The 18958-nt window shown below is 71.1% G+C and carries 16 protein-coding genes; 11 read left to right on the top strand and 5 right to left on the bottom strand.

Annotated features, from left to right (window positions below; genetic code table 11):
* Positions 1 to 4: 4 nt before the first annotated feature.
* The 3 genes from BX283_RS18090 to BX283_RS18080 all read left to right on the top strand — a co-directional run bounded on the left by BX283_RS18090 (position 5) and on the right by BX283_RS18080 (position 3073).
* The gene (locus BX283_RS18090; RefSeq protein ID WP_257584328.1) at positions 5 to 1066 is read left to right on the top strand and encodes a hypothetical protein; all 1062 of its coding nucleotides are present in this window, start codon (positions 5 to 7) and stop codon (positions 1064 to 1066) included.
* Between the two features lie 14 nt (positions 1067 to 1080).
* A complete protein-coding gene (locus BX283_RS18085) occupies positions 1081 to 2502 on the top strand; it encodes a hypothetical protein (protein WP_101388616.1) in 1422 nt (473 codons plus the stop codon).
* Positions 2503 to 2719: 217 nt separating this feature from the next.
* Positions 2720 to 3073, top strand: a complete 354-nt coding sequence (locus BX283_RS18080; RefSeq protein WP_101388615.1) for a hypothetical protein — start codon at positions 2720 to 2722, stop codon at positions 3071 to 3073.
* Positions 3074 to 3143: 70 nt separating this feature from the next.
* Here the strand turns inward: BX283_RS18080 and BX283_RS18075 are convergent, their stop codons facing one another.
* Positions 3144 to 4676 (bottom strand): peptide MFS transporter, encoded by a 1533-nt coding sequence (locus BX283_RS18075; protein WP_101388614.1) that lies wholly within the window; start codon positions 4674 to 4676, stop codon positions 3144 to 3146.
* A 580-nt stretch (positions 4677 to 5256) separates the two neighbouring features.
* Between BX283_RS18075 and BX283_RS18070 the strand changes: the two genes are divergently transcribed.
* Positions 5257 to 5934 (top strand): response regulator transcription factor, encoded by a 678-nt coding sequence (locus tag BX283_RS18070; RefSeq protein WP_100574199.1) that lies wholly within the window; start codon positions 5257 to 5259, stop codon positions 5932 to 5934.
* A gap of 50 nt (positions 5935 to 5984) precedes the next feature.
* Positions 5985 to 7247: an ATP-binding protein gene (locus BX283_RS18065; protein WP_101388613.1), complete on the top strand. Its 1263-nt coding sequence runs from the start codon at positions 5985 to 5987 to the stop codon at positions 7245 to 7247.
* A 35-nt stretch (positions 7248 to 7282) separates the two neighbouring features.
* Here the strand turns inward: BX283_RS18065 and BX283_RS18060 are convergent, their stop codons facing one another.
* The gene (locus tag BX283_RS18060) at positions 7283 to 7798 is read right to left on the bottom strand and encodes a GtrA family protein (RefSeq protein ID WP_101388612.1); all 516 of its coding nucleotides are present in this window, start codon (positions 7796 to 7798) and stop codon (positions 7283 to 7285) included.
* Between the two features lie 116 nt (positions 7799 to 7914).
* On the opposite strand from BX283_RS18060, the gene BX283_RS18055 reads away from it, so the two are divergent.
* The 4 genes from BX283_RS18055 to BX283_RS18040 all read left to right on the top strand — a co-directional run bounded on the left by BX283_RS18055 (position 7915) and on the right by BX283_RS18040 (position 12461).
* A complete protein-coding gene (locus tag BX283_RS18055) occupies positions 7915 to 9111 on the top strand; it encodes a 5-(carboxyamino)imidazole ribonucleotide synthase (protein WP_257584327.1) in 1197 nt (398 codons plus the stop codon).
* Entirely contained in the window at positions 9108 to 9638 is a 531-nt protein-coding gene (gene purE, locus BX283_RS18050) for a 5-(carboxyamino)imidazole ribonucleotide mutase (protein ID WP_101388611.1), read from the top strand. Before BX283_RS18055 ends, purE begins: the two co-directional genes overlap by 4 nt.
* Before the next feature lie 5 nt (positions 9639 to 9643).
* Positions 9644 to 10828, top strand: coding sequence for a dipeptidase (locus tag BX283_RS18045; protein ID WP_101392424.1), 1185 nt, complete (start codon positions 9644 to 9646; stop codon positions 10826 to 10828).
* A 490-nt stretch (positions 10829 to 11318) separates the two neighbouring features.
* Entirely contained in the window at positions 11319 to 12461 is a 1143-nt protein-coding gene (locus tag BX283_RS18040) for a dipeptidase (protein ID WP_101388610.1), read from the top strand.
* A 7-nt stretch (positions 12462 to 12468) separates the two neighbouring features.
* Here BX283_RS18040 and BX283_RS18035 read toward each other — a convergent pair whose 3' ends face one another.
* Entirely contained in the window at positions 12469 to 13794 is a 1326-nt protein-coding gene (locus BX283_RS18035; RefSeq protein WP_101388609.1) for a UDP-glucose/GDP-mannose dehydrogenase family protein, read from the bottom strand.
* A gap of 190 nt (positions 13795 to 13984) precedes the next feature.
* Here BX283_RS18035 and BX283_RS18030 point away from each other — a divergent pair, with 190 nt between their 5' ends.
* The gene (locus BX283_RS18030) at positions 13985 to 15142 is read left to right on the top strand and encodes an acyl-CoA dehydrogenase (RefSeq protein ID WP_101388608.1); all 1158 of its coding nucleotides are present in this window, start codon (positions 13985 to 13987) and stop codon (positions 15140 to 15142) included.
* A gap of 331 nt (positions 15143 to 15473) precedes the next feature.
* On the opposite strand, the gene BX283_RS18025 is transcribed toward BX283_RS18030, so the two are convergent.
* Both BX283_RS18025 and BX283_RS18020 read right to left on the bottom strand, forming a co-directional pair.
* The gene (locus tag BX283_RS18025) at positions 15474 to 16730 is read right to left on the bottom strand and encodes an LAETG motif-containing sortase-dependent surface protein (protein ID WP_101388607.1); all 1257 of its coding nucleotides are present in this window, start codon (positions 16728 to 16730) and stop codon (positions 15474 to 15476) included.
* A 203-nt stretch (positions 16731 to 16933) separates the two neighbouring features.
* Entirely contained in the window at positions 16934 to 18259 is a 1326-nt protein-coding gene (locus BX283_RS18020) for an LCP family protein (RefSeq protein ID WP_101388606.1), read from the bottom strand.
* A 128-nt stretch (positions 18260 to 18387) separates the two neighbouring features.
* Here BX283_RS18020 and BX283_RS18015 point away from each other — a divergent pair, with 128 nt between their 5' ends.
* Entirely contained in the window at positions 18388 to 18912 is a 525-nt protein-coding gene (locus BX283_RS18015) for an acyl-CoA thioesterase (protein WP_180357184.1), read from the top strand.
* Positions 18913 to 18958 lie beyond the last annotated feature (46 nt).

Here is an 18958-nt window from a genome sequence, read left to right as displayed (position 1 = left end):
GCTGATGCTCCTGTCGGCGTGGGCGCCGCCCGCGGCCGCCGACGACACGAAGCCCGTCGTGACGCTCTCCCCGCCCGAGGCGGCCAAGGGGACCGAGATCACCGCCAGTGGCACCGGCTGGCGGCCCGGCACGCTCCTGATGCTGCTCGTCTGCGGCCAGTCCACCCCCGGCCAGGGCGTGATCGGCGGCACCAACTCCTGCGCCAACGCCGACGGGCGCGCGGTGACCACCGACGCCAAGGGCGCCTTCAGCAAGCCGCTGCCGGTGGCCGCACCGCCCAAGCCCTGCCCCTGTGTGGTGCACGTGGCCACGGTGACGGGAGAACAGGCCGTGGTGGACGCCGAGTTGAGGATCACCGGCCATCCGGTGGCGCCGCTGCCCGAGCAGTCGGGCACCGGGCGCCTGAGCGTCCTGACCGCGCCGCGGCTCGACGGGAGCGGCGGGATCCTCACCTGGTTCGGGGCGCCGCCCTCGCGCACGCTCGTCGTCACCGTCGGCAACCTCGGCTCGGCCCCGGTCAAGGACCCGGTCTTCCAAGTGGGCACCTCGCACGGCGTGTTCGCGCCGCAGTGGGAGGACCGGCGGTGGAAGGGCACGATCGCGCCCGGCGGCAAGGCCGAGGTGCGGCTGGGCTTCGAGCTGTCGGCGGGCGCGCACGGCGACTACCAGGTCTCCGTGAAGTACGGGCAGAAGGTGCTCGCCACCCAGCCCTGGGGGGTGGGCCGCCCGTGGGGCGTCACGCTCTTCTGGATCCTGCTGTGCCTGGTCGTCCCGGCGGCGGTGTTCCGCATCGGGATGGCGGTGGTGGACAAGGTCCGCCCGAGCGGGGCCGGGCACGCGCGGCGGGGGCGTGGGGAGGGCGGGCGGTCCGACCGTGGCCGCGCCCGGTGGGGCCGGTTCCGCCGACCCGTACACCGACCGGCCGAGCCGGTCCCGCCGCCGACGGCGAACGGCACCACGACCACGGCGACCACCACGACCACCGCGGCCCTGCCGTGGTTCACCCCCGACTCCGCACCGACCGAGAACCGTCCGAACACCCCCACGACGAAGGGAAATCCGTGACCACGCAACGGAGGATGAGCGCGGCAGGAGTCGCGCTGATGCTCGGCGGCGCGGGAATCATTCTGGCCGCCGGGCCCGCCCGGGCGGCAGAGGTCTCGTACGCCACCGAGTGCATCCCGCCACCCATCTCCGGCCTGCCGCCCGTCGAGGGCACCACCAAGGTGCAGATCACCGCGCCCGCCGAGGCGAAGGTGGGCGACGAGGTGGAGGTGGTGTGGAAGACCGTCCAGGCCGCGTCCAAGAACCCCGATGTGCTCGACCTGGAGAAGGACACCGTGAAGCCGACCGGCACCGTCAAGGTGGCCGGGGCGCAGAGCGCCGACCTGGCGGTGGAGGGGCCGCGGCAGAACCCGCCGATCCCCAAGAACAGCCCGATGGTCCTGCCCGACATGAAGGCCAAGCTGAAGCTGACCAAGGCGGGCGAGGTCACGCTGACGCCGGACAAGTACACGATCAACGTCAGCAAGCCGATATCGACGGACACCAAGTGCTCCCCGAAGGAGAAGGCCGGCGCCGGGGCGACGATCAAGGTGACGGACGGCGGGGGGACGACGGGCGGGACGACCACGTCCGGCGGCACGACCTCCGGCGGGACGACGTCCGGAGGCACCACGACCTCGGGCGGGACGACGGCGTCCGGTGGAACGACCGGGAGCGGTGGGACGACCACGTCCGGTGGGACGACCGGCAGTGGCGGCACCACCTCCGGCGGGACGACCGGCGGCACGACCGCGGGTGGTACCTCCGCGGGCGGCACCACCGGAGGCGGCGGGCAGAGCGACTTCCCCGGCAAGGAAGTCGCGGTCACCTTCGCCTGCAAGTCCCCCGGCCCGGCCGGCATCAACTCCAAGGTGACGATCGGCGCCAAGAAGAACGGCGGGAGCTACGACCTCACGGTCAAGACCGCCAAGGGCGTCATGAACAGCCCGGCCCCGCTCCCCGCGGGCGCGCTGAAGCCCTCCATGCAGGTCACCGTCGGCGGCGCCGACAAGGGCTCGGTGTCGGTGACGGGACCGCCCAACTCCGGCCCCCTGAACACCGGCGACCCGGTCAGCCTCTCCGACATGACCGGCACCTACAAACCGGGCGCGAGCGGCAAGTCGACGCTCAGCCCCGGCACCCTGACGATCGACGTCACCCTGGGCGGCTCGAAGATCAACATCCCCTGCGCGGTCAAGGGCACGGCACCCGTGTCCCTGGAACTGGACACCACCGCCCAGCAGGGCGGCGCGTCCGGCGGCACCGGCTCCTCCGGCACCGGCACCTCGGCCGGGGCCACCGGCGGCAGTGCGTCGGCGGCCGGGGGCCTGGCCCAGACCGGCGCGAACGACCACGGCGCCCTGCGCGCCCTCGGTCTGATCGCCGGGACCGCGGTCCTGCTCGGCGGCGCGGTCTTCACGTTCACGCCGTGGCGGCGGCTGCGCGGGCGGGGGTGATCGTCCCAAAGGCATTCGTGATGCCGATCCGTGATGCTCAGATCCTCCTCATACCTTGTGTGATCCCGCGTCGGAACCTTGTGGCGAGAGGGACTGACATGAAAAGTTGAGGGTGTTCGCTCAAGTAAATGGCGGATGTCACGGATTTCCTGAATCCGCAGATGAGGCAGGTGACCACTGCCCCATCTGCGGATTCGTTGCACAGAAAGGAACGCACATGATGCGTTGGGGGAACAAGGCCGCCGCAGGGGCGCTCGCCGTCGTGCTGGGCGCGGGCGGCACGGGCCTGATCGCCGCTGCGCCGGCCCAGGCGGCCGGGAAGTACACCTGCAAGGCGTACGCCGACATGGACAAGGCGGGCCGTCCGAACGCCTACTCCGTGTGCAGCGGCGGCGGCAGCAAGACCGTGTCGCAGCACCGCGTCGAGATCAAGTGCGACCAGGTCCAGGGGGCCCGGGAGCACGTCGTGACGTACACGATGCACGGTCCGTGGGTCGGCCCCGGCCAGAAGTCCACGGTGCAGTGCGGGTTCAAGAACTTCCTGCGCGGCTTCAGCGTCCAGACCAAGTAGCGGTCCGGAACACGGGAACGGCCCGGTACGCATCGTGCGTACCGGGCCGTTCCCGTGCTGTGCGGAAGCGTCAGCGGACGCTGCCCATGTGCTCCTTGACCTTCTTGCGGTACATGAAGACCGCCACGCCCGCGAGGACGGCGAGGGTGGCCTCGACCGCCACGGCGCCGGTGCCGTTGAGGTCGACGCCGAACAGGGCGTCGTTCGACAGCAGGCTGGTGATGGAGTCACCGGCGGTGACCGCGAGGAACCACACGCCCATCATCTGGCTGGCGTACTTGGCCGGGGCCATCTTCGTCGTGACCGACAGGCCGACCGGCGACAGGCACAGCTCACCCACGGTCTGGATGAAGTAGATGCCCACCAGCCACATCGGGCTGACCGCCGTGCCGTTCGCCGCCATGCCGAGCGGGATCAGGAAGAAGAAGAACGAGACGCCGATGAGCACCAGGCCCATCGTGAACTTCACGATGCTGCTCGGCTCCTTGCCCTGACGGTTCAGCCACAGCCAGATCCAGGCGAAGACCGGCGCCGCCGCCATGACGAACAGCGGGTTCAGCGACTGGTACCAGGAGGTCGGGAAGCCGAAGCCCAGCATCGAGTGCGAGGCCTTGCCCTCACCGAACGCCTGGACGGTGGACGCACCCTGGTCGTAGATCATCCAGAACACGGCGGCCGCGATGAAGAACCAGATGTAGCCGGTCATCTTCGACTGCTCGGGGGCCGAGAGGTCCTTGTCGCGCTTGATCCGCAGCAGCACGGCGGCCGGAACGACCAGGCCGATGATGGTGAGCGGGATCATCGCCCAGTTCAGGGTGAAGTGGCCGGTGAAGCCGACGACCGCGTAGAAGGCGGTGGCGAGGGCCAGCCAGATCAGGCCCTTGCGCAGGAAGGCCGTGCGCTCCTCGGCCGCCAGCGGCTTGGGAACGATGTTGCTCTTCGGGCTCAGGTTGCGGGTGCCCAGGAGGAAGGCGGCGAGACCGATGGCCATGCCGACCGCGGCCATGCTGAAGCCGAGGTGCCAGTTGACCTTCTGGCCGACGGTGCCGATGGCCAGCGGGGCGAAGAACGCACCCGCGTTGATGCCCATGTAGAAGATCGTGAAGCCGCCGTCGCGGCGCGGGTCGTCCGGGCCGTCGTACAGGTGGCCCACCATCGTGGAGATGTTGGCCTTGAGCAGACCGGAACCGGCCGCGACCAGCGCGAGGCCCGCGAAGAACGGGGCCTGGCCGCCGGGCAGCGCCAGTGTGACGTGGCCGGCCATGATCGTGACGGCCGCGATGGCCACCGTCTTGCGGGGACCCCAGACGCGGTCGCCGAGCCAGCCGCCGGGCATGGCGAGCAGGTACACCATCGCCGAGTAGACGGAGACGATGACCGTGGTGGTGGCCACGTCCATGGCCAGACCGCCGCCCATGCTCCCCTCTCCGGCGCCGGGGCCGCCGGAGAGCAGGTAGACGGTGAGCAGTGCCTTCATGCCGTAGTAGGAGAAGCGCTCCCACATCTCGGTCATGAAGAGAGTGGCCAGGCCGCGGGGGTGGCCGAAGAAGGTCTTCTCGGAGCCGGTGGTGCTGGCCGAGTCCTTCGTCAGGCTGGACGCCATGGTCGATCCTTGCTTGCTCGGGACGCGCGCTTCGTGAGCGGTGATCGCGCCCGGTGGGGGGTGGCCGGCACCGGCAGGGGAGCCGTCCCGCCCCTACGCCCGAGGGGATTCGCCGCCGTGGTGACGGAGGCGAGAGGACGGACCCACCGGGATCCACGCCCGGGGCACACCATCGCGCCCGGGGCCCGGCCCATAGGTCATTCACTGTCTTCAGAACCGGAATAAGTAATTCCGGTCTTTGTGCAGAAAAGAGACCCTTGGCGCGCCAAGCAGGCCAAAGGTCCCCGTGTTAGTGCTAAAGGCGTTGAGACACCATACGACACCACATAGCCGCATGTGGAAGGACTTGAGACATGGATCACAGGCGTCGCTGGAACCATCTGCCCACATTCGAAGGTGGTTAACAGGATCGCATCCCAGAGCCGCAGGGATGAACGGCCAAAAGACGATCAAGGAACGGCCGCCGGACGATCAAGAGGCGATCAGCGGACGATCAAGAACGGGCGCGGCCCCCAACCCCGGCCGGTCCCTGACGGGTTCCACGGACAGCCCGTCCCGGTCGCGGACTACCATCACCCCCATGACCCGTGTACTGCTCGCCGAGGACGACGCGTCCATCTCGGAGCCGCTGGCCCGCGCACTGCGTCGGGAGGGTTACGAGGTCGAGGTCCGCGAGGACGGCCCGACCGCCCTGGACGCCGGACTCCAGGGAGGCGCCGACCTGGTCGTGCTCGACCTGGGGCTGCCCGGAATGGACGGCCTGGAGGTGGCCCGCAGGCTCCGCTCCGAGGGCCACACCGTCCCGATCCTGGTGCTGACCGCCCGCGCCGACGAGGTGGACACCGTGGTCGGCCTCGACGCCGGCGCGGACGACTACGTCACCAAGCCGTTCCGGCTCGCCGAGCTGCTCGCCCGGGTGCGGGCCCTGCTGCGGCGCGGCGCCACCGAGCCCGCCCCCCAGCCCGCCACCCACGGCGTGCGGATCGACGTCGAGTCGCACCGCGCCTGGATGGGCGACGAGGAGCTCCAGCTCACCGCCAAGGAGTTCGACCTGCTGCGGGTCCTCGTACGCGACGCCGGCCGGGTCGTCACCCGCGACCAGCTGATGCGCGAGGTCTGGGACACCACCTGGTGGTCCTCGACCAAGACGCTCGACATGCACATCTCCTGGCTGCGCAAGAAGCTCGGCGACGACGCCGCCAACCCGCGCTACATCGCCACCGTGCGCGGCGTCGGCTTCCGCTTCGAGAAGAGCTGACGACCGCGAGAGCCGGCGCCTCGCGCCCGTACGTCCTGGGACACTGAGCCATGCGCCGCCGACTGATCAACTCCACGCTCGCCGTGGTGCTCGTGGTGATCGCCGTCTTCGGCGTCTCCCTCGTCATCGTCGAGACCAGGACGATCAGCAGCAGCGCCCAGGAGAGCGTGAACTCCGAGGCGCTGCGGCTGGTGAGCGTCATCGACAGCCGGATGCTCGCGGGCGAGACGGTCGGCGCCCAGTCGCTGGCCGGGGTCGGCCCCGACCGCTACGCCCGCATCGACATCCCCGGCCGCGCCCCCATCGAGCTCGGCACCCGGCCCGGCGGCTCGCTCATCCGCGGCTCCGCCAAGGGCGAGCGCGGCGAGGCCGTCGTGGTCGAGGAGTCCCGCTCCACGGTCACCCGGGAGGTCGGGCGCACCCTGCTGATCATCGGCGCGGTGGCGCTGCTCGCCATCGTCTCCGCGGTGCTCCTCGCCGTACGCCAGGCCAACAAGCTGGCCTCCCCGCTCACCGACCTGGCCGAGACCGCGGAGCGGCTCGGCTCCGGCGACCCGCGCCCCCGCCACAAGCGGTACGGGGTGCACGAGCTGGACCGGGTCGCCGACGTCCTGGACTCCTCCGCCGAGCGGATCGGGCGGATGCTCACCGCCGAGCGCCGGCTCGCCGCCGACGCCTCCCACCAGCTGCGCACCCCGCTCACCGCGCTCTCGATGCGGCTGGAGGAGATCGCCCTCACCGACGACCTGGAGACGGTCAAGGAGGAGGCGACGATCGCGCTCACCCAGGTCGAGCGGCTCACCGACGTGGTGGAGCGCCTGCTCACCAACTCCCGCGACCCCCGGATCGGCTCGGCCGTCGTCTTCGACCTCGACGAGGTGGTCAAGCAGCAGCTGGAGGAGTGGCGCCCGGCCTACCGCAGCGCGGGCCGCGCGATCGTCCGCTCCGGCAAGCAGGGGCTGCGGGCGGTGGGCACCCCGGGGGCGGTCGCCCAGGTCCTGGCGGCGCTGATCGAGAACTCGCTGATGCACGGCGGCGGGACGGTCGCGGTGCGCACCCGCGTCACCGGCAACCAGACCGTCATCGAGGTCACCGACGAGGGGCCCGGCGTGCCGCCCGACCTGGGGGCGCGGATCTTCGAGCGGACCATCAGCGGCCGCAACTCCACCGGCATCGGCCTCGCGGTCGCCCGCGACCTGGCGGAGGCGGACGGCGGCCGGCTGGAGATGCTCCAGCAGCAGCCCGCGGTGTTCGCGCTGTTCCTGAGCCGGGTGGCGCGCGGCCCGCGCGAGCCGGAGCAGACGATCAGATGACCGGTTCCCGCCCCTGATTCACGTGCCCGAAGGGTTCAGGAGCCGGAATTGTTGCGGGCGTACGGCTGCGAGGCCTCGCCGAGAAAGGATTCGGCGGTCTGCACGGCCTCCCGGGCGGGCAGCGCCCGGAACACCCAGGTGCGGTACGACCAGAACCGGAAGACCGTGCCGAGGCCGAGGCCCACCACGTTCTTGGCGACGTTGTCGGCGACCGTCGAGGTGTAGCCGAATCCGTAGTGCGAGAGCGCCAGCACACCGTTCTCGATCACCAGGCCGATGCCGCTGAACAGCAGGAAGAGCATCAGCTCCCGGCTGCGCCGGCCGCTGTCGGTGTCCCGGTAGGTCCAGTAGCGGTTGCCGACGTAGTTGGTGGCGATGGCGACGGCGGTGGCGATGACGCCGGAGCGCACGACCGCGAGGTGGGCCACGTGCATGCACAGGTTGAAGACGATCGCGTTGACGACGAATCCGATGGCGCCCACGGCCCCGAACTTCGCGATCTCCCGGGCGAGCGCCTGCAGCCGCGTACGCAATGCGCCCCGTTCACTCATGGTGATCGCCCAGCCCCGTTCGGTTCGGTGTCGTACTCGGTGTCGGTGTCGTCGGTCGTACGCCAACCCGGCCATGCTAACCAGCGCCTCTGGGCATTGCTCGTGGACGCCCGCAAATCCCGGCCACACCCGGGCCCGGCGGGGGTCCCCGGGACGGCGGATACCCTGGGGGTGTGACGTTCCCGGTAGTCGGCATGGTCGGTGGCGGTCAGCTCGCCCGTATGACCCACGAGGCGGGCATCCCCCTCGGCATCAGATTCAAGTTGCTCAGTGACACCCCCCAGGACTCGGCGGCCCAGGTGGTGAGCGAGGTCGTCATCGGCGACCACCGCGACCTGGACACGCTGCGTGCCTTCGCGCGCGGCTGTGACGTGATCACGTTCGATCACGAGCACGTGCCCACCGAACACCTGCGGGCCCTGGAAGCGGACGGCATCCCCGTCCGCCCGGGGCCCGACGCGTTGGTGCACGCCCAGGACAAGGGGGTGATGCGCGCCAAGCTCGACGAGATCGGCGCGCCCTGCCCCCGCCACCGGCTGGTGGCGGACCCGGCCGATGTGTCGCGGTTCGCGGCGGAGGGCGACGGCTACCCCGTCATCCTCAAGACCGTCCGGGGCGGCTACGACGGCAAGGGCGTGTGGTTCGTACGCTCCGAGGCGGACGCGGCCGACGCCTTCAAGGCGGGCGTGGACGTGCTCGCCGAGGAGAAGGTCGACTTCGTACGGGAGCTCGCGGCCAATGTGGTCCGCTCCCCGCACGGTCAGGCCGTGGCCTACCCGGTCGTCGAGTCGGTGCAGGTCGACGGCGTCTGCGACACCGTCATCGCCCCCGCGCCCGACCTCGCCGAGGAGCTCGCGGGCGAGGCCCAGCAGCTGGCGCTGCGCATCGCGGACGAGCTGGGCGTGGTCGGCCACCTCGCGGTCGAGCTCTTCGAGACCCGCGACGGTCGCATCCTCGTGAACGAGCTGGCGATGCGCCCGCACAACTCCGGCCACTGGACCCAGGACGGCGCGATCACCTCGCAGTTCGCCAACCACGTCCGTGCCGTCCTCGACCTTCCGCTGGGCGACCCGCGCCCGAGGTCGAAGTGGACGGTCATGTGCAACGTGCTCGGCGGCGACTACCCGGACATGTACTACGCGTATCTGCACTGCATGGCCCGCGACCCCCAGCTCAAGATCCATATGTACGGCAAGGACGTGAAGCCCGGCCGTAAGGTCGGCCACGTCAACACCTACGGCGACGACCTCGCGGACGTACGCGAGCGAGCCCGGCACGCGGCGGACTACCTCAGAGGAACGATCACCGAATGAGCACCACCTCTCCTGTCATCGGCATCGTCATGGGCTCGGACTCCGACTGGCCGGTCATGGAGGCCGCCGCCCAGGCCCTGCACGAGTTCGAGATCGCGTACGAGGTCGACGTGGTCTCCGCGCACCGGATGCCGCACGAGATGATCGCGTACGGCGAGCAGGCGGCGGACCGCGGCCTGAAGGCGATCATCGCGGGCGCGGGCGGGGCCGCCCATCTGCCCGGCATGCTCGCCTCGGTCACCCCGCTGCCCGTCATCGGCGTGCCGGTGCCGCTGAAGTACCTGGACGGCATGGACTCCCTGCTGTCCATCGTGCAGATGCCGGCCGGGGTGCCGGTGGCGACGGTGTCGGTGGGCGGGGCGCGCAACGCGGGCCTGCTGGCCGCCCGTATCCTGGCCGCCCACGACCCCGAACTCCTCGCGCGCATGCGGGAGTTCCAGCAGGAGCTGAACGACCAGGCGACCGAGAAGGGCAGGCGGCTGCGCTCCAAGGTGGAGGCCTCGGCGTCCTTCGGCTTCGGAAAGTGAGCACGGTGGACCACCTCGCGCGAGCCCGTACGCTGCTGGCCCAGCACCCCGTCGTCGACGGCCACAACGACCTCCCCTGGGCGCTGCGCGAGCAGGTCCGCTACGACCTCGCGCGCCGCGACGTCGGGCAGGACCAGAGCGGACAGCTGCACACCGACATCCCCCGGCTGCGGGCGGGCGGGGTCGGTGCGCAGTTCTGGTCGGTGTACGTACGTACCGACCTGGCGGGCGACGAGGCGGTCAGCGCGACCCTTGAGCAGATCGACTGCGTCGACCAGCTGATCGCGCGCTACCCCGGGGACCTGGCGGGGGCGCTGACGGCGGACGACATGGAGAAGGCGCGGGCGGCGGGCCGCATCGCGTCGCTGAAGGGCGCCGAGGGGGGCCACTCCATCAACAACTCCCTCGCCACGCTGCGGGCGTTGTACGCGCTGGGCGTGCGCTACATGACCCTGACGCACAACGACAACACCGCCTGGGCGGACTCGGCGACGGACGCGCCGGGGGTCGGGGGCCTGTCCCCGTTCGGCCACGAGGTGGTCCGGGAGATGAACCGCCTCGGCATGCTCGTCGACCTCTCGCACGTGGCGGCGACGACGATGCGGGACGCGCTGTCCACGTCGACGGCGCCGGTGATCTTCTCGCACTCCTCCGCGCGGGCGGTGTGCGACCACCCGCGCAACGTGCCGGACGACGTCCTGGCGCTCCTCCCCTCCAACGGGGGAGTGGCCATGGTGACCTTCGTACCGAAGTTCATCCTGCCCGCGGCGGTGGAGTGGACGGCGGCGGCGGACGAGAACCTGCGGGCGCACGGGCTGCACGCGCTGGACACCTCGCCCGAGGCGATGGCGCTGCACGCGGCGTTCGAGGCGGCGCACCCGCGGCCGGTCGCGACCGTCGTCACGGTGGCGGACCACCTCGACCACATGCGGGCGGTCGCCGGGATCGACCACATCGGCATCGGCGGCGACTTCGACGGCACGGCGTTCACCCCGTCCGGCCTGGACGACGTCTCCGGCTACCCCAACCTGATCGCCGAACTCCTCAGCCGTGGCTGGTCGGAGGGGGATGTGGCGAAGCTGACGTGGGGGAACGGGGTGCGGGTGCTGCGGGATGCGGAGGCGGTGGGGCGGGACGAGCGGTCGCGCCGGGGCCCGTCCAACGCGACCCGCGAGTCCCTGGACACCTGAGCCCCGGGGGCTGCGCCCCGGCCCCCTTGGGCGGGGCCTGCGGCCCCTGCACCCCGGCTCGCGTTCGTCTGCGGACCGTAGATGGCTGGTCGCGCAGTTCCCCGCGCCCCTGGAAACCCTCGTTCGTCTGCGGACCGTGCTCGCTTCTCGCGCAGTTCCCCGCGCCCCTGAAAGCCTGTGGCTGAGCTGGCTTCGCCGGCTGCGGCCGACCCCCTAGGGGCGCGGGGAACTGCGCGAGCAACCGTCCACGGTCCGCAGACGAAGGAGGGTTGAGGGGCGCGGGGAACTGCGCGAGCAACCGTCCACGGTCCGCAGACGAAGGAGGGTTTAGGGGCGCGGGGAACTGCGCGAGCAACCCACCACACACCCGCAGACAAACCCCGGGCCGATTAACGTCGCTCATCCGAACGCCGCGTCCGCCGCGACCTCCCGTCACCCCCGTGTGACGCTGGCAGCACTGCCGCCGCCGAGGCCGAACCGGGAGGCTGTCATGGCAGATCTGCAGGACGAGGCCGATGTCGCCACCGCCGGGATAGGCGCGCCGGACCGCCCGGCCTCCCAGAAACGGGGCGAGCCGGAGGCCCCCGCCCCCGGCGACGCCCTCGACCCCGACGTCCGCACCCGCCTCCACACCCTCCTGCGCGCGCACCCCGTCGCCGACGGCTACAACACCCTCGCCCAGGTGCTGGTGAACACCCCGTGGCACGACGTCGAGCTCGGGGAGAGTTCGCTCGACACCGACATCCCGCGGCTGCGCCACGGCGGCGTCGGCGCGCAGTTCTGGTCGCTGATGGTCGCCGCCGACTGCCCGGACCCCGTCAGCGCCACGCTGGAACGCGTCGACCGGCTCCGTACGCTCGTCGACGCCTGCCCGGAGGGCCTGCGGCTGGCGCGGGCCGTCGGGGACCTCGCCGACGCCCGTAACCACGGCCGTATCGCGTCGCTGTTCGGACCGGTCGCCGCCCACGCGCTGGGCGACTCGCTGGGCACGGTCCGGGCGTACCACGCCCTCGGCGTACGTGCGGTCGCCCTCACCACCACCACGAGCTGGACCCGCGCGGGCCTGACCCGCTTCGGCCAGGAGGTCGTACGGGAGCTCAACCGGCTCGGCATGGTCATCGACCTGTCCGGCGCCGCCCCCGAGACCATCCGCCAGACCCTCGGCGCCGCCAAGGCCCCGGTGATCTTCACCCGTTCGGCCGCCCGCGCCCTCACCGACCACCCGCTCAACGTCACCGACGAGGTCGTCGAGGAGCTCCCGGAGAACGGGGGAGTCTGCCTGGTGAGTTTCTCCCCGGCCCAGGTCGCGGGGGCGGGCAGAGCCGCCTGTGTGCAGGATGTCGCCGACCACGTCGAGCATCTGCGGGGCGTCGTCGGGCCCGGCCACATCGGCCTCTCCGGCGGGTACGGCCTGACCGCGGGCGCCCCGCGCACCGTCGGCCTGGAGGACGCCTCCTGCTACCCCGTACTGCTCGCCGAGCTCCTCGCACGCGGCTGGGACGACACCGATCTCGCCGCGCTGACCTGGGGGAACTTCGCCCGGGTCATCCGCGACGTCGACTTCGCCGCCCGCGCCGCCCAGCCCCGCCGCGGCCCCTCCACCGCCACCATCGAGGACCTGGACCCGGCGTAGGTGCGGGCTAGGCCCTCGGGCGGCCCATCGCCCGGAACGTCCAGCCCGCCTCGCGCCACTTCACCGCGTCCAGCGCGTTCCGCCCGTCCAGGACGATCCGGGCCCCGGCCACCTCGCCCAGCGCGGCCGGGTCCAGCTCGCGGAACTCGCGCCACTCGGTGAGGTGGAGCACCACGTCCGCGCCCCGGACCGCGTCGAGCGCGGTGTCCGCGTAACCGAGCGTGGGGAAGAGGCGGCGGGCGTTGTCCATGCCCTTGGGGTCGTAGACGGTGACCTGGCCGCCCTGGAGGTGGATCTGCCCGGCCACGTTCAGGGCGGGCGAGTCGCGTACGTCGTCGGAGTCCGGCTTGAAGGTCGCACCCAGCACGGCGACCCGCTTGCCGAGGAAGGACCCGCCGCCCAGCGCCTCCCGCGCCATCTCGACCATCTGGCCGCGGCGGCGCATGTTGATGGAGTCGATCTCGCGCAGGAAGGTGAGCGCCTGGTCGGCGCCGAGCTCACCGGCGCGGGCCATGAACGCGCGGATGTCCTTCGGCAGACAGCCGCCGCCGAAGCCGATCCCGGCCCGCAGGAACTTGTTGCCGATCCGCTCGTCGTGCCCGATCGCCTCGGCCAGCTTCACCACATCGCCGTCGGCGGCCTCGCACACCTCGGCCATGGCGTTGATGAACGAGATCTTGGTGGCCAGGAAGGAGTTCGCGGAGGTCTTCACCAGCTCGGCGGTCGGGAAGTCGGTCACCACGAACGGGGAGCCCTCGCCGACCGGGGTCGCGTACACCTCGCGCAGCAGCTTCTCGGCCCGCTCGCTCTCCACGCCGACCACGATCCGGTCGGGGTGCAGGGTGTCGTTCACGGCGAAGCCCTCGCGCAGGAACTCGGGGTTCCAGGCCAGCTCCACCCCCTCGGGCAGCGTCGCGGCCAGCCGGGCGGCGGACCCGACCGGCACGGTCGACTTCCCGACCACCAGCGCGCCCTCGCGCAGCTGCGGGGCCAGCGAGGCGAAGGCGGAGTCGACGTACGACATGTCGCAGGCGTACTCGCCGTGCTTCTGCGGGGTGTTCACACAGACGAAGTGCACATCGCCGAAGGCGCCGACCTCCTCCCAGGAGGTGGTGAAGCGCAGCCGCCCGCTGGATCCCTCGATCCCGGCGACATGCCTGCTCAGCAGCTCTTCGAGCCCCGGCTCGTACATCGGTACGCGCCCCTGCGCCAGCATCTCGATCTTCTCGGGGACGACATCGAGGCCCAGCACCTCGAATCCCAGCTCCGCCATGGCCGCGGCATGGGTGGCCCCGAGGTATCCGGTGCCGATCACAGTGATCTTGAGGGCCATGCGGTGCTCCTGGGAGGTACGGGCTTGAGGGCGCTGCCCGAGCATAGTCGGGGCCGTACGGGGCCCGTGATCCGCACCGATCAACGGCGATCGCCGCCCTGTCGTCAAGCTCACGTATGCCCCGGGCCGTACACCCCACTAAAATTAAGGTTACTTAACGGTAGTTAGCGCCCTTGGGGAGTGAGTCACCTTGGCCGGAACGGCTGATTTCGACCTGTACCGCCCGTCCGAAGAACACGACATGCTCCGCGACGCGATCCGCTCGCTCTCCGAGGCGAAGATCGCGCCGTTCGCGGCCGAGGTCGACGAGGAGGCCCGCTTCCCGCAGGAGGCGCTGGACGCCCTGGTCGCCAACGACCTGCACGCCGTGCACGTCCCCGAGGAGTACGGCGGCGCCGGCGCCGACGCGCTCGCCACCGTCATCGTGATCGAGGAGGTGGCCCGCGTCTGCGCGTCCTCCTCCCTCATCCCGGCCGTGAACAAGCTCGGCTCGCTCCCGGTGATCCTCTCCGGCTCCGAGGAGCTGAAGAAGAAGTACCTGGGCCCGCTGGCCAAGGGCGACGCGATGTTCTCGTACTGCCTCTCGGAGCCGGACGCGGGCTCGGACGCGGCGGGCATGAAGACCCGCGCGGTCCGTGACGGCGACTTCTGGGTCCTCAACGGCGTGAAGCGCTGGATCACCAACGCGGGCGTCTCCGACTACTACACGGTCATGGCCGTGACGGACCCGGAGAAGCGCTCCAAGGGCATCTCCGCCTTCGTGGTCGAGAAGTCCGACCCGGGCGTCTCCTTCGGCGCCCCGGAGAAGAAGCTCGGCATCAAGGGCTCCCCGACCCGCGAGGTCTACCTCGACAACGTCCGCATCCCCGCCGACCGCATGATCGGCGAGGAGGGCACCGGCTTCGCCACGGCGATGAAGACCCTGGACCACACCCGCATCACCATCGCGGCCCAGGCGCTCGGCATCGCCCAGGGCGCCCTCGACTACGCCAAGGGCTACGTCCAGGAGCGCAAGCAGTTCGGCAAGCCGATCGCCGAGTTCCAGGGCATCCAGTTCATGCTCGCCGACATGGCGATGAAGATCTCCGCCGCCCGCGCCCTCACGTACCAGGCCGCGGCGGCCTCGGAGCGCGGTGATGCGGACCTGACCTACCTGGGCGCGGCGGCGAAGTGCTTCGCCTCGGACGTCGCCATGGAGGCCACCACGGACGCCGTCCAGCTCCTCGGCGGCTACGGCTACACCCGCGACTACCCGGTCGAGCGCATGATGCGCGACGCGAAGATCACGCAGATCTACGAGGGTACGAACCAGGTCCAGCGCATCGTGATGGCCAGGAACCTGCCGTAACTGGGATATCGCAGGTCAGCGGCCATTTTCGATGGCTCGCGGGCGGTGATCGGCCTCCGGTCCGCTCGGGTCCGTTTCGGGCCGGTCATGGGCGTCCTGCTGGGGAGATCCTGAGCTGACACTGGCCGGGAAACCGAGGGTGAGGAGCGCGGGTCAAGCGATCACGGTTGCCGGAACAGGAAACCGCGTAACCTGCCCCCGAGCCGGCTCGTCTGTGGTGCGGCTGGGGGGGCCGCAACCTTCCCCAGCGGGCTTCCCCATCGGACAAGCACCTCGGGCCCGTACCCGTGCGTCACGGATACGGACCCGAGGTGTGCCGCGGGACGGGCGTTCAGCCGTCCGTGCGGCGCCGGCGCGTGGCCAGGACCGCGCCCGCCCCGGCCACCACCGCCGCGCCGCCCGCCAGGGCGAGCCGCGGGGTGGCGGAGGAGGAGCCGGTGGCGGCGAGCTGACCGGTGGGGGCGGTGTTCACCGGGGTGGTGGAGGTGCCGCCCAGCGGCTTGGTGTCCGGGGTGCTCGTCCTCCCCGGGCCCGGCTTGCCGCCGGCCGCGAGGATCTCGAACGGGTACTTCTTCATCGGCGGCTTCGAGCCGTCGCAGGCCTTCTCCCCCCTGAGGGCCGAGACGAAGGCGAAGCCCTGGCCCGCCGGGGTCTTCGCGTCGAGGGTGAGCCGGAGCTTCATGTCGGCGTGCGCGCCCGCGCGCAGGTCCTCGACCGTGCCCGCGCGGTCCAGGGTGTCGACGTCCTTCCAGCCCTGGGACGTGGCGGTGGACCACTGGAGGTGCAGGAGGCCGCCGGGGATCTTGTGGTGGCTCTTGTCGGCGGCCCACAGGTAGGTGAACGCGCGGAGCCTGTCGAGGGTCTTGTCCGTGCCGTTGGTGATCCGCAGCGAGAAGTCGGTGCTGGTTCCCGCGGTGATCTTGGACGGCAGGTCCGTGAGGGCCGCGGTGACGAGCAGGCCGCCGGGGTCGCAGGCCGGGTTCTCGGCCGCCTTCTTGGCGTCGGCGAGCGCCTTGTCCGCGGCCTCCTTCGCCGCCAGGGCCTTCGCGACCTCCTTCTGCGCCGCGTCGATCTTCTGCGCAGCCAGGACTCGCGCGTCGCCCCAGGCGTCGGAGGCCTTCTTGGCCAGGGCGTCGGCCGCGGCCTTGTCGGCGGCGGCCTTCTCGGCGTCCTTCCTGGCCTCGTCGACCTTCTTCCGTGCGGCGTCCCGCTCGTCCTTCGTCGCCTCGGCGGGCAGCTTCTGGAGCTCGAACTCGGCGTCGGAGAGCGCCTTGTCGGCGACCTTCTGGCGGGCAGTCGCGTCAGCGGCCTTCTTCGCCGTGTCGGTGCGCGCCGCGTTGAGCGGGTCGGTGGGCGACTCCAGCGCGTCCAGCGCCGCCCTGGCCGCCGTCTCCGCGGCGAGAGCGTCCTCGTACACCTTCTTCGCCGCCGCGGCGGCCTTCTCCAGCTCGGCGAGGGTCGGCTTCTTCTGCTTCTGCGTCTGCGCGGCCGGCTGGGCGTCGGCGAGCGCGGGGCCCGCCGACAGGATCACCACGGGCGCGGTCACAGCGGCGGCGACGGCCGTCGTCAGAGCACGGCGAATGTTCACTACAGCCCTTCGGGGTACGGGAGAATCCACGAATGCCGGTGATCGTATGACCGGAACAAGGGGCGCAGTAGAGGTTTCTTTACGCCAAAAGCCCCGCTGGGCCCACCACTTGGGCGCGCAAAGCGGGGCAAGGGCGGGCAGTTGTGCAGTGCCCTGTGGTTTCTCTGTGAGTCTTGTCGCGCCCGAGGGCTTCTGATGGATGGTCAGCGCGACGCGGTCACCGTGACCTTCTGGTCGTTGTTCAGCTCGTTCACCAGCTGCTTGACCTTCCCGCTGTCCCACACCAGGGACGTCTGCGGGCCGTTGCCGGAGATCGGCATGTTCATCGACGTGCCGCCGCCGCTGGTGACGCCCTTCATCGCCCAGAACATGTCGCCCAGGTCGAACAGGCTCATGTCCTTGTCGACGACCAGCGTGTCCAGGCCCGCGCCCATCACCGGGTACAGCTTGAACGGGTTGAGCACGGTCGACGGGGTCGCCGTCTGGCTGGCCAGGGCGGACAGGAAGCGCTGCTGGTTCTTGGTGCGCTCCAGGTCGCCGGCCGCGTAGCCGTGGCGGTTGCGGACGAAGGCGAGGGCCTGCTGGCCGTCGAGGGTCTGCTTGCCCTTCTTGAAGTCGGCGCCCGAGTCCTTGTCCTTGATGTCCTGCGGGATGTCGATCTCCACGCCGCCGACCGCGTCCACGATGTTCGCGAAGCCCGCGAAGCCGATCTCGGCGTAGTGGTCGATGTGCAGCCCGGTGTTGGCCTCGACCGTGCGCACAAGCAGCTCGGGGCCGTCCATCGCGTACGCCGCGTTCAGCTTGTTGTGGCCCTTGGCCGGGAACAGCTTGCCGGACTGTGAGCCCTTGAAGCTGGGGATCTGCACCCACGAGTCGCGCGGCAGCGAGATCATCGTGTTCCCGTTGTCACCGGTGTGCAGGATCATCATCGAGTCGGTCCGCTTGCCCTCGGCGGAGCCGGTGTGCAGCTTCTTCTTCTGGTCCTTGGAGAGCCCGTCGCGGGAGTCCGAACCGACGATGAGGTAGTTGGTGCCCTTGCCGCCGGCGGGGCGGTCGATGACCTTCGACAGGTCCACGTCGCGGTGCATCTTGCCGTCGGCCCAGAAGTACGTGCCGACGGAGACGCCGACGATCGCGACCACCAGGACCGTCGAGCCGATCAGGATGCGGCGCTTCCAGTTCGGCCGCGGCCTGGCGGGGGCGCCGGCCGCGCCGGGGCCGCCGCCGGATCCGCCCGGACCCCGGCCGCCGGGGCCGCGTCCGGACGGGGAGCCGTAGACCTGGCCGTCGCTGTAGCCGCTGTCGTACGAGCCCGGCGCGGGCACACCGTTGCCGTACTGCTGCTGTCCGTAGCCGGAGCCGTCGTCGTACGAGGGCTGCTGCGGCGGGACCGGGCGCTGCGGGCGCACCGGAGTGGAGCCCACGGGCCGCTGCACGTGGCGCATCACGCGCGGGCCGTCCGGCTGCGCGGCGGAGCTGCCGCGGCCGTAGCGCTCGCCGCGGTCGTCGTCGGACCATCCGTCGTTCATGCGGTCAAGCATGCACGGGTCCCCCGCGTGTCTGACAGGGCGGGTGGGGATCTGGGCCCGGGCTGTTGCACAGCTGATGCAATGTGCGCGCAATGAGGACACGCCCGGCCCCGCATAAGCTGGGCGGTATGACTGATCTCCCGGGCAAGCCGACCTCGGCGTCCCGTACCACCCTGAGCCACATCATGACCGCCCATGACACGAACCTGCTGGGTACGGTGCACGGCGGTGTGATCATGAAGCTGGTGGACGACGCGGCGGGGGCGGTCGCCGGACGCCACTCCGGGGGCCCGGCGGTCACGGCGTCGATGGACGAGATGGCGTTTTTGATGCCGGTCAGGGTCGGGGACCTGGTCCATGTGAAGGCCCAGGTCAACTGGACCGGCCGGTCCTCGATGGAGGTCGGCGTACGGGTCCTGGCCGAGCGCTGGAACGAGTCCACGCCCGCGCAGCAGGTCGGCTCGGCGTACCTGGTCTTCGCGGCGGTCGACGCGGACGGCAAGCCCCGTCCCGTCCCGCCGGTGCTCCCGGAGACGGAGCGCGACGAGCGCCGCTACCAGGAGGCCCAGATCCGCCGCACCCACCGCCTGGCCCGCCGCCGGGCGATCCTGGAACTCCGCGAGAAGCGGGCGGCGGAGGGGCTGGACGACTAGCGCTCCGCCCGGGGGCCCCGGGTTCGTCGCGCGGCTGCGGGCCGTC

Source organism: Streptomyces sp. TLI_146 (assembly GCF_002846415.1).
Lineage (GTDB): Bacteria > Actinomycetota > Actinomycetes > Streptomycetales > Streptomycetaceae > Streptomyces.
This window is presented reverse-complemented; position numbering and strand designations above follow the sequence as displayed.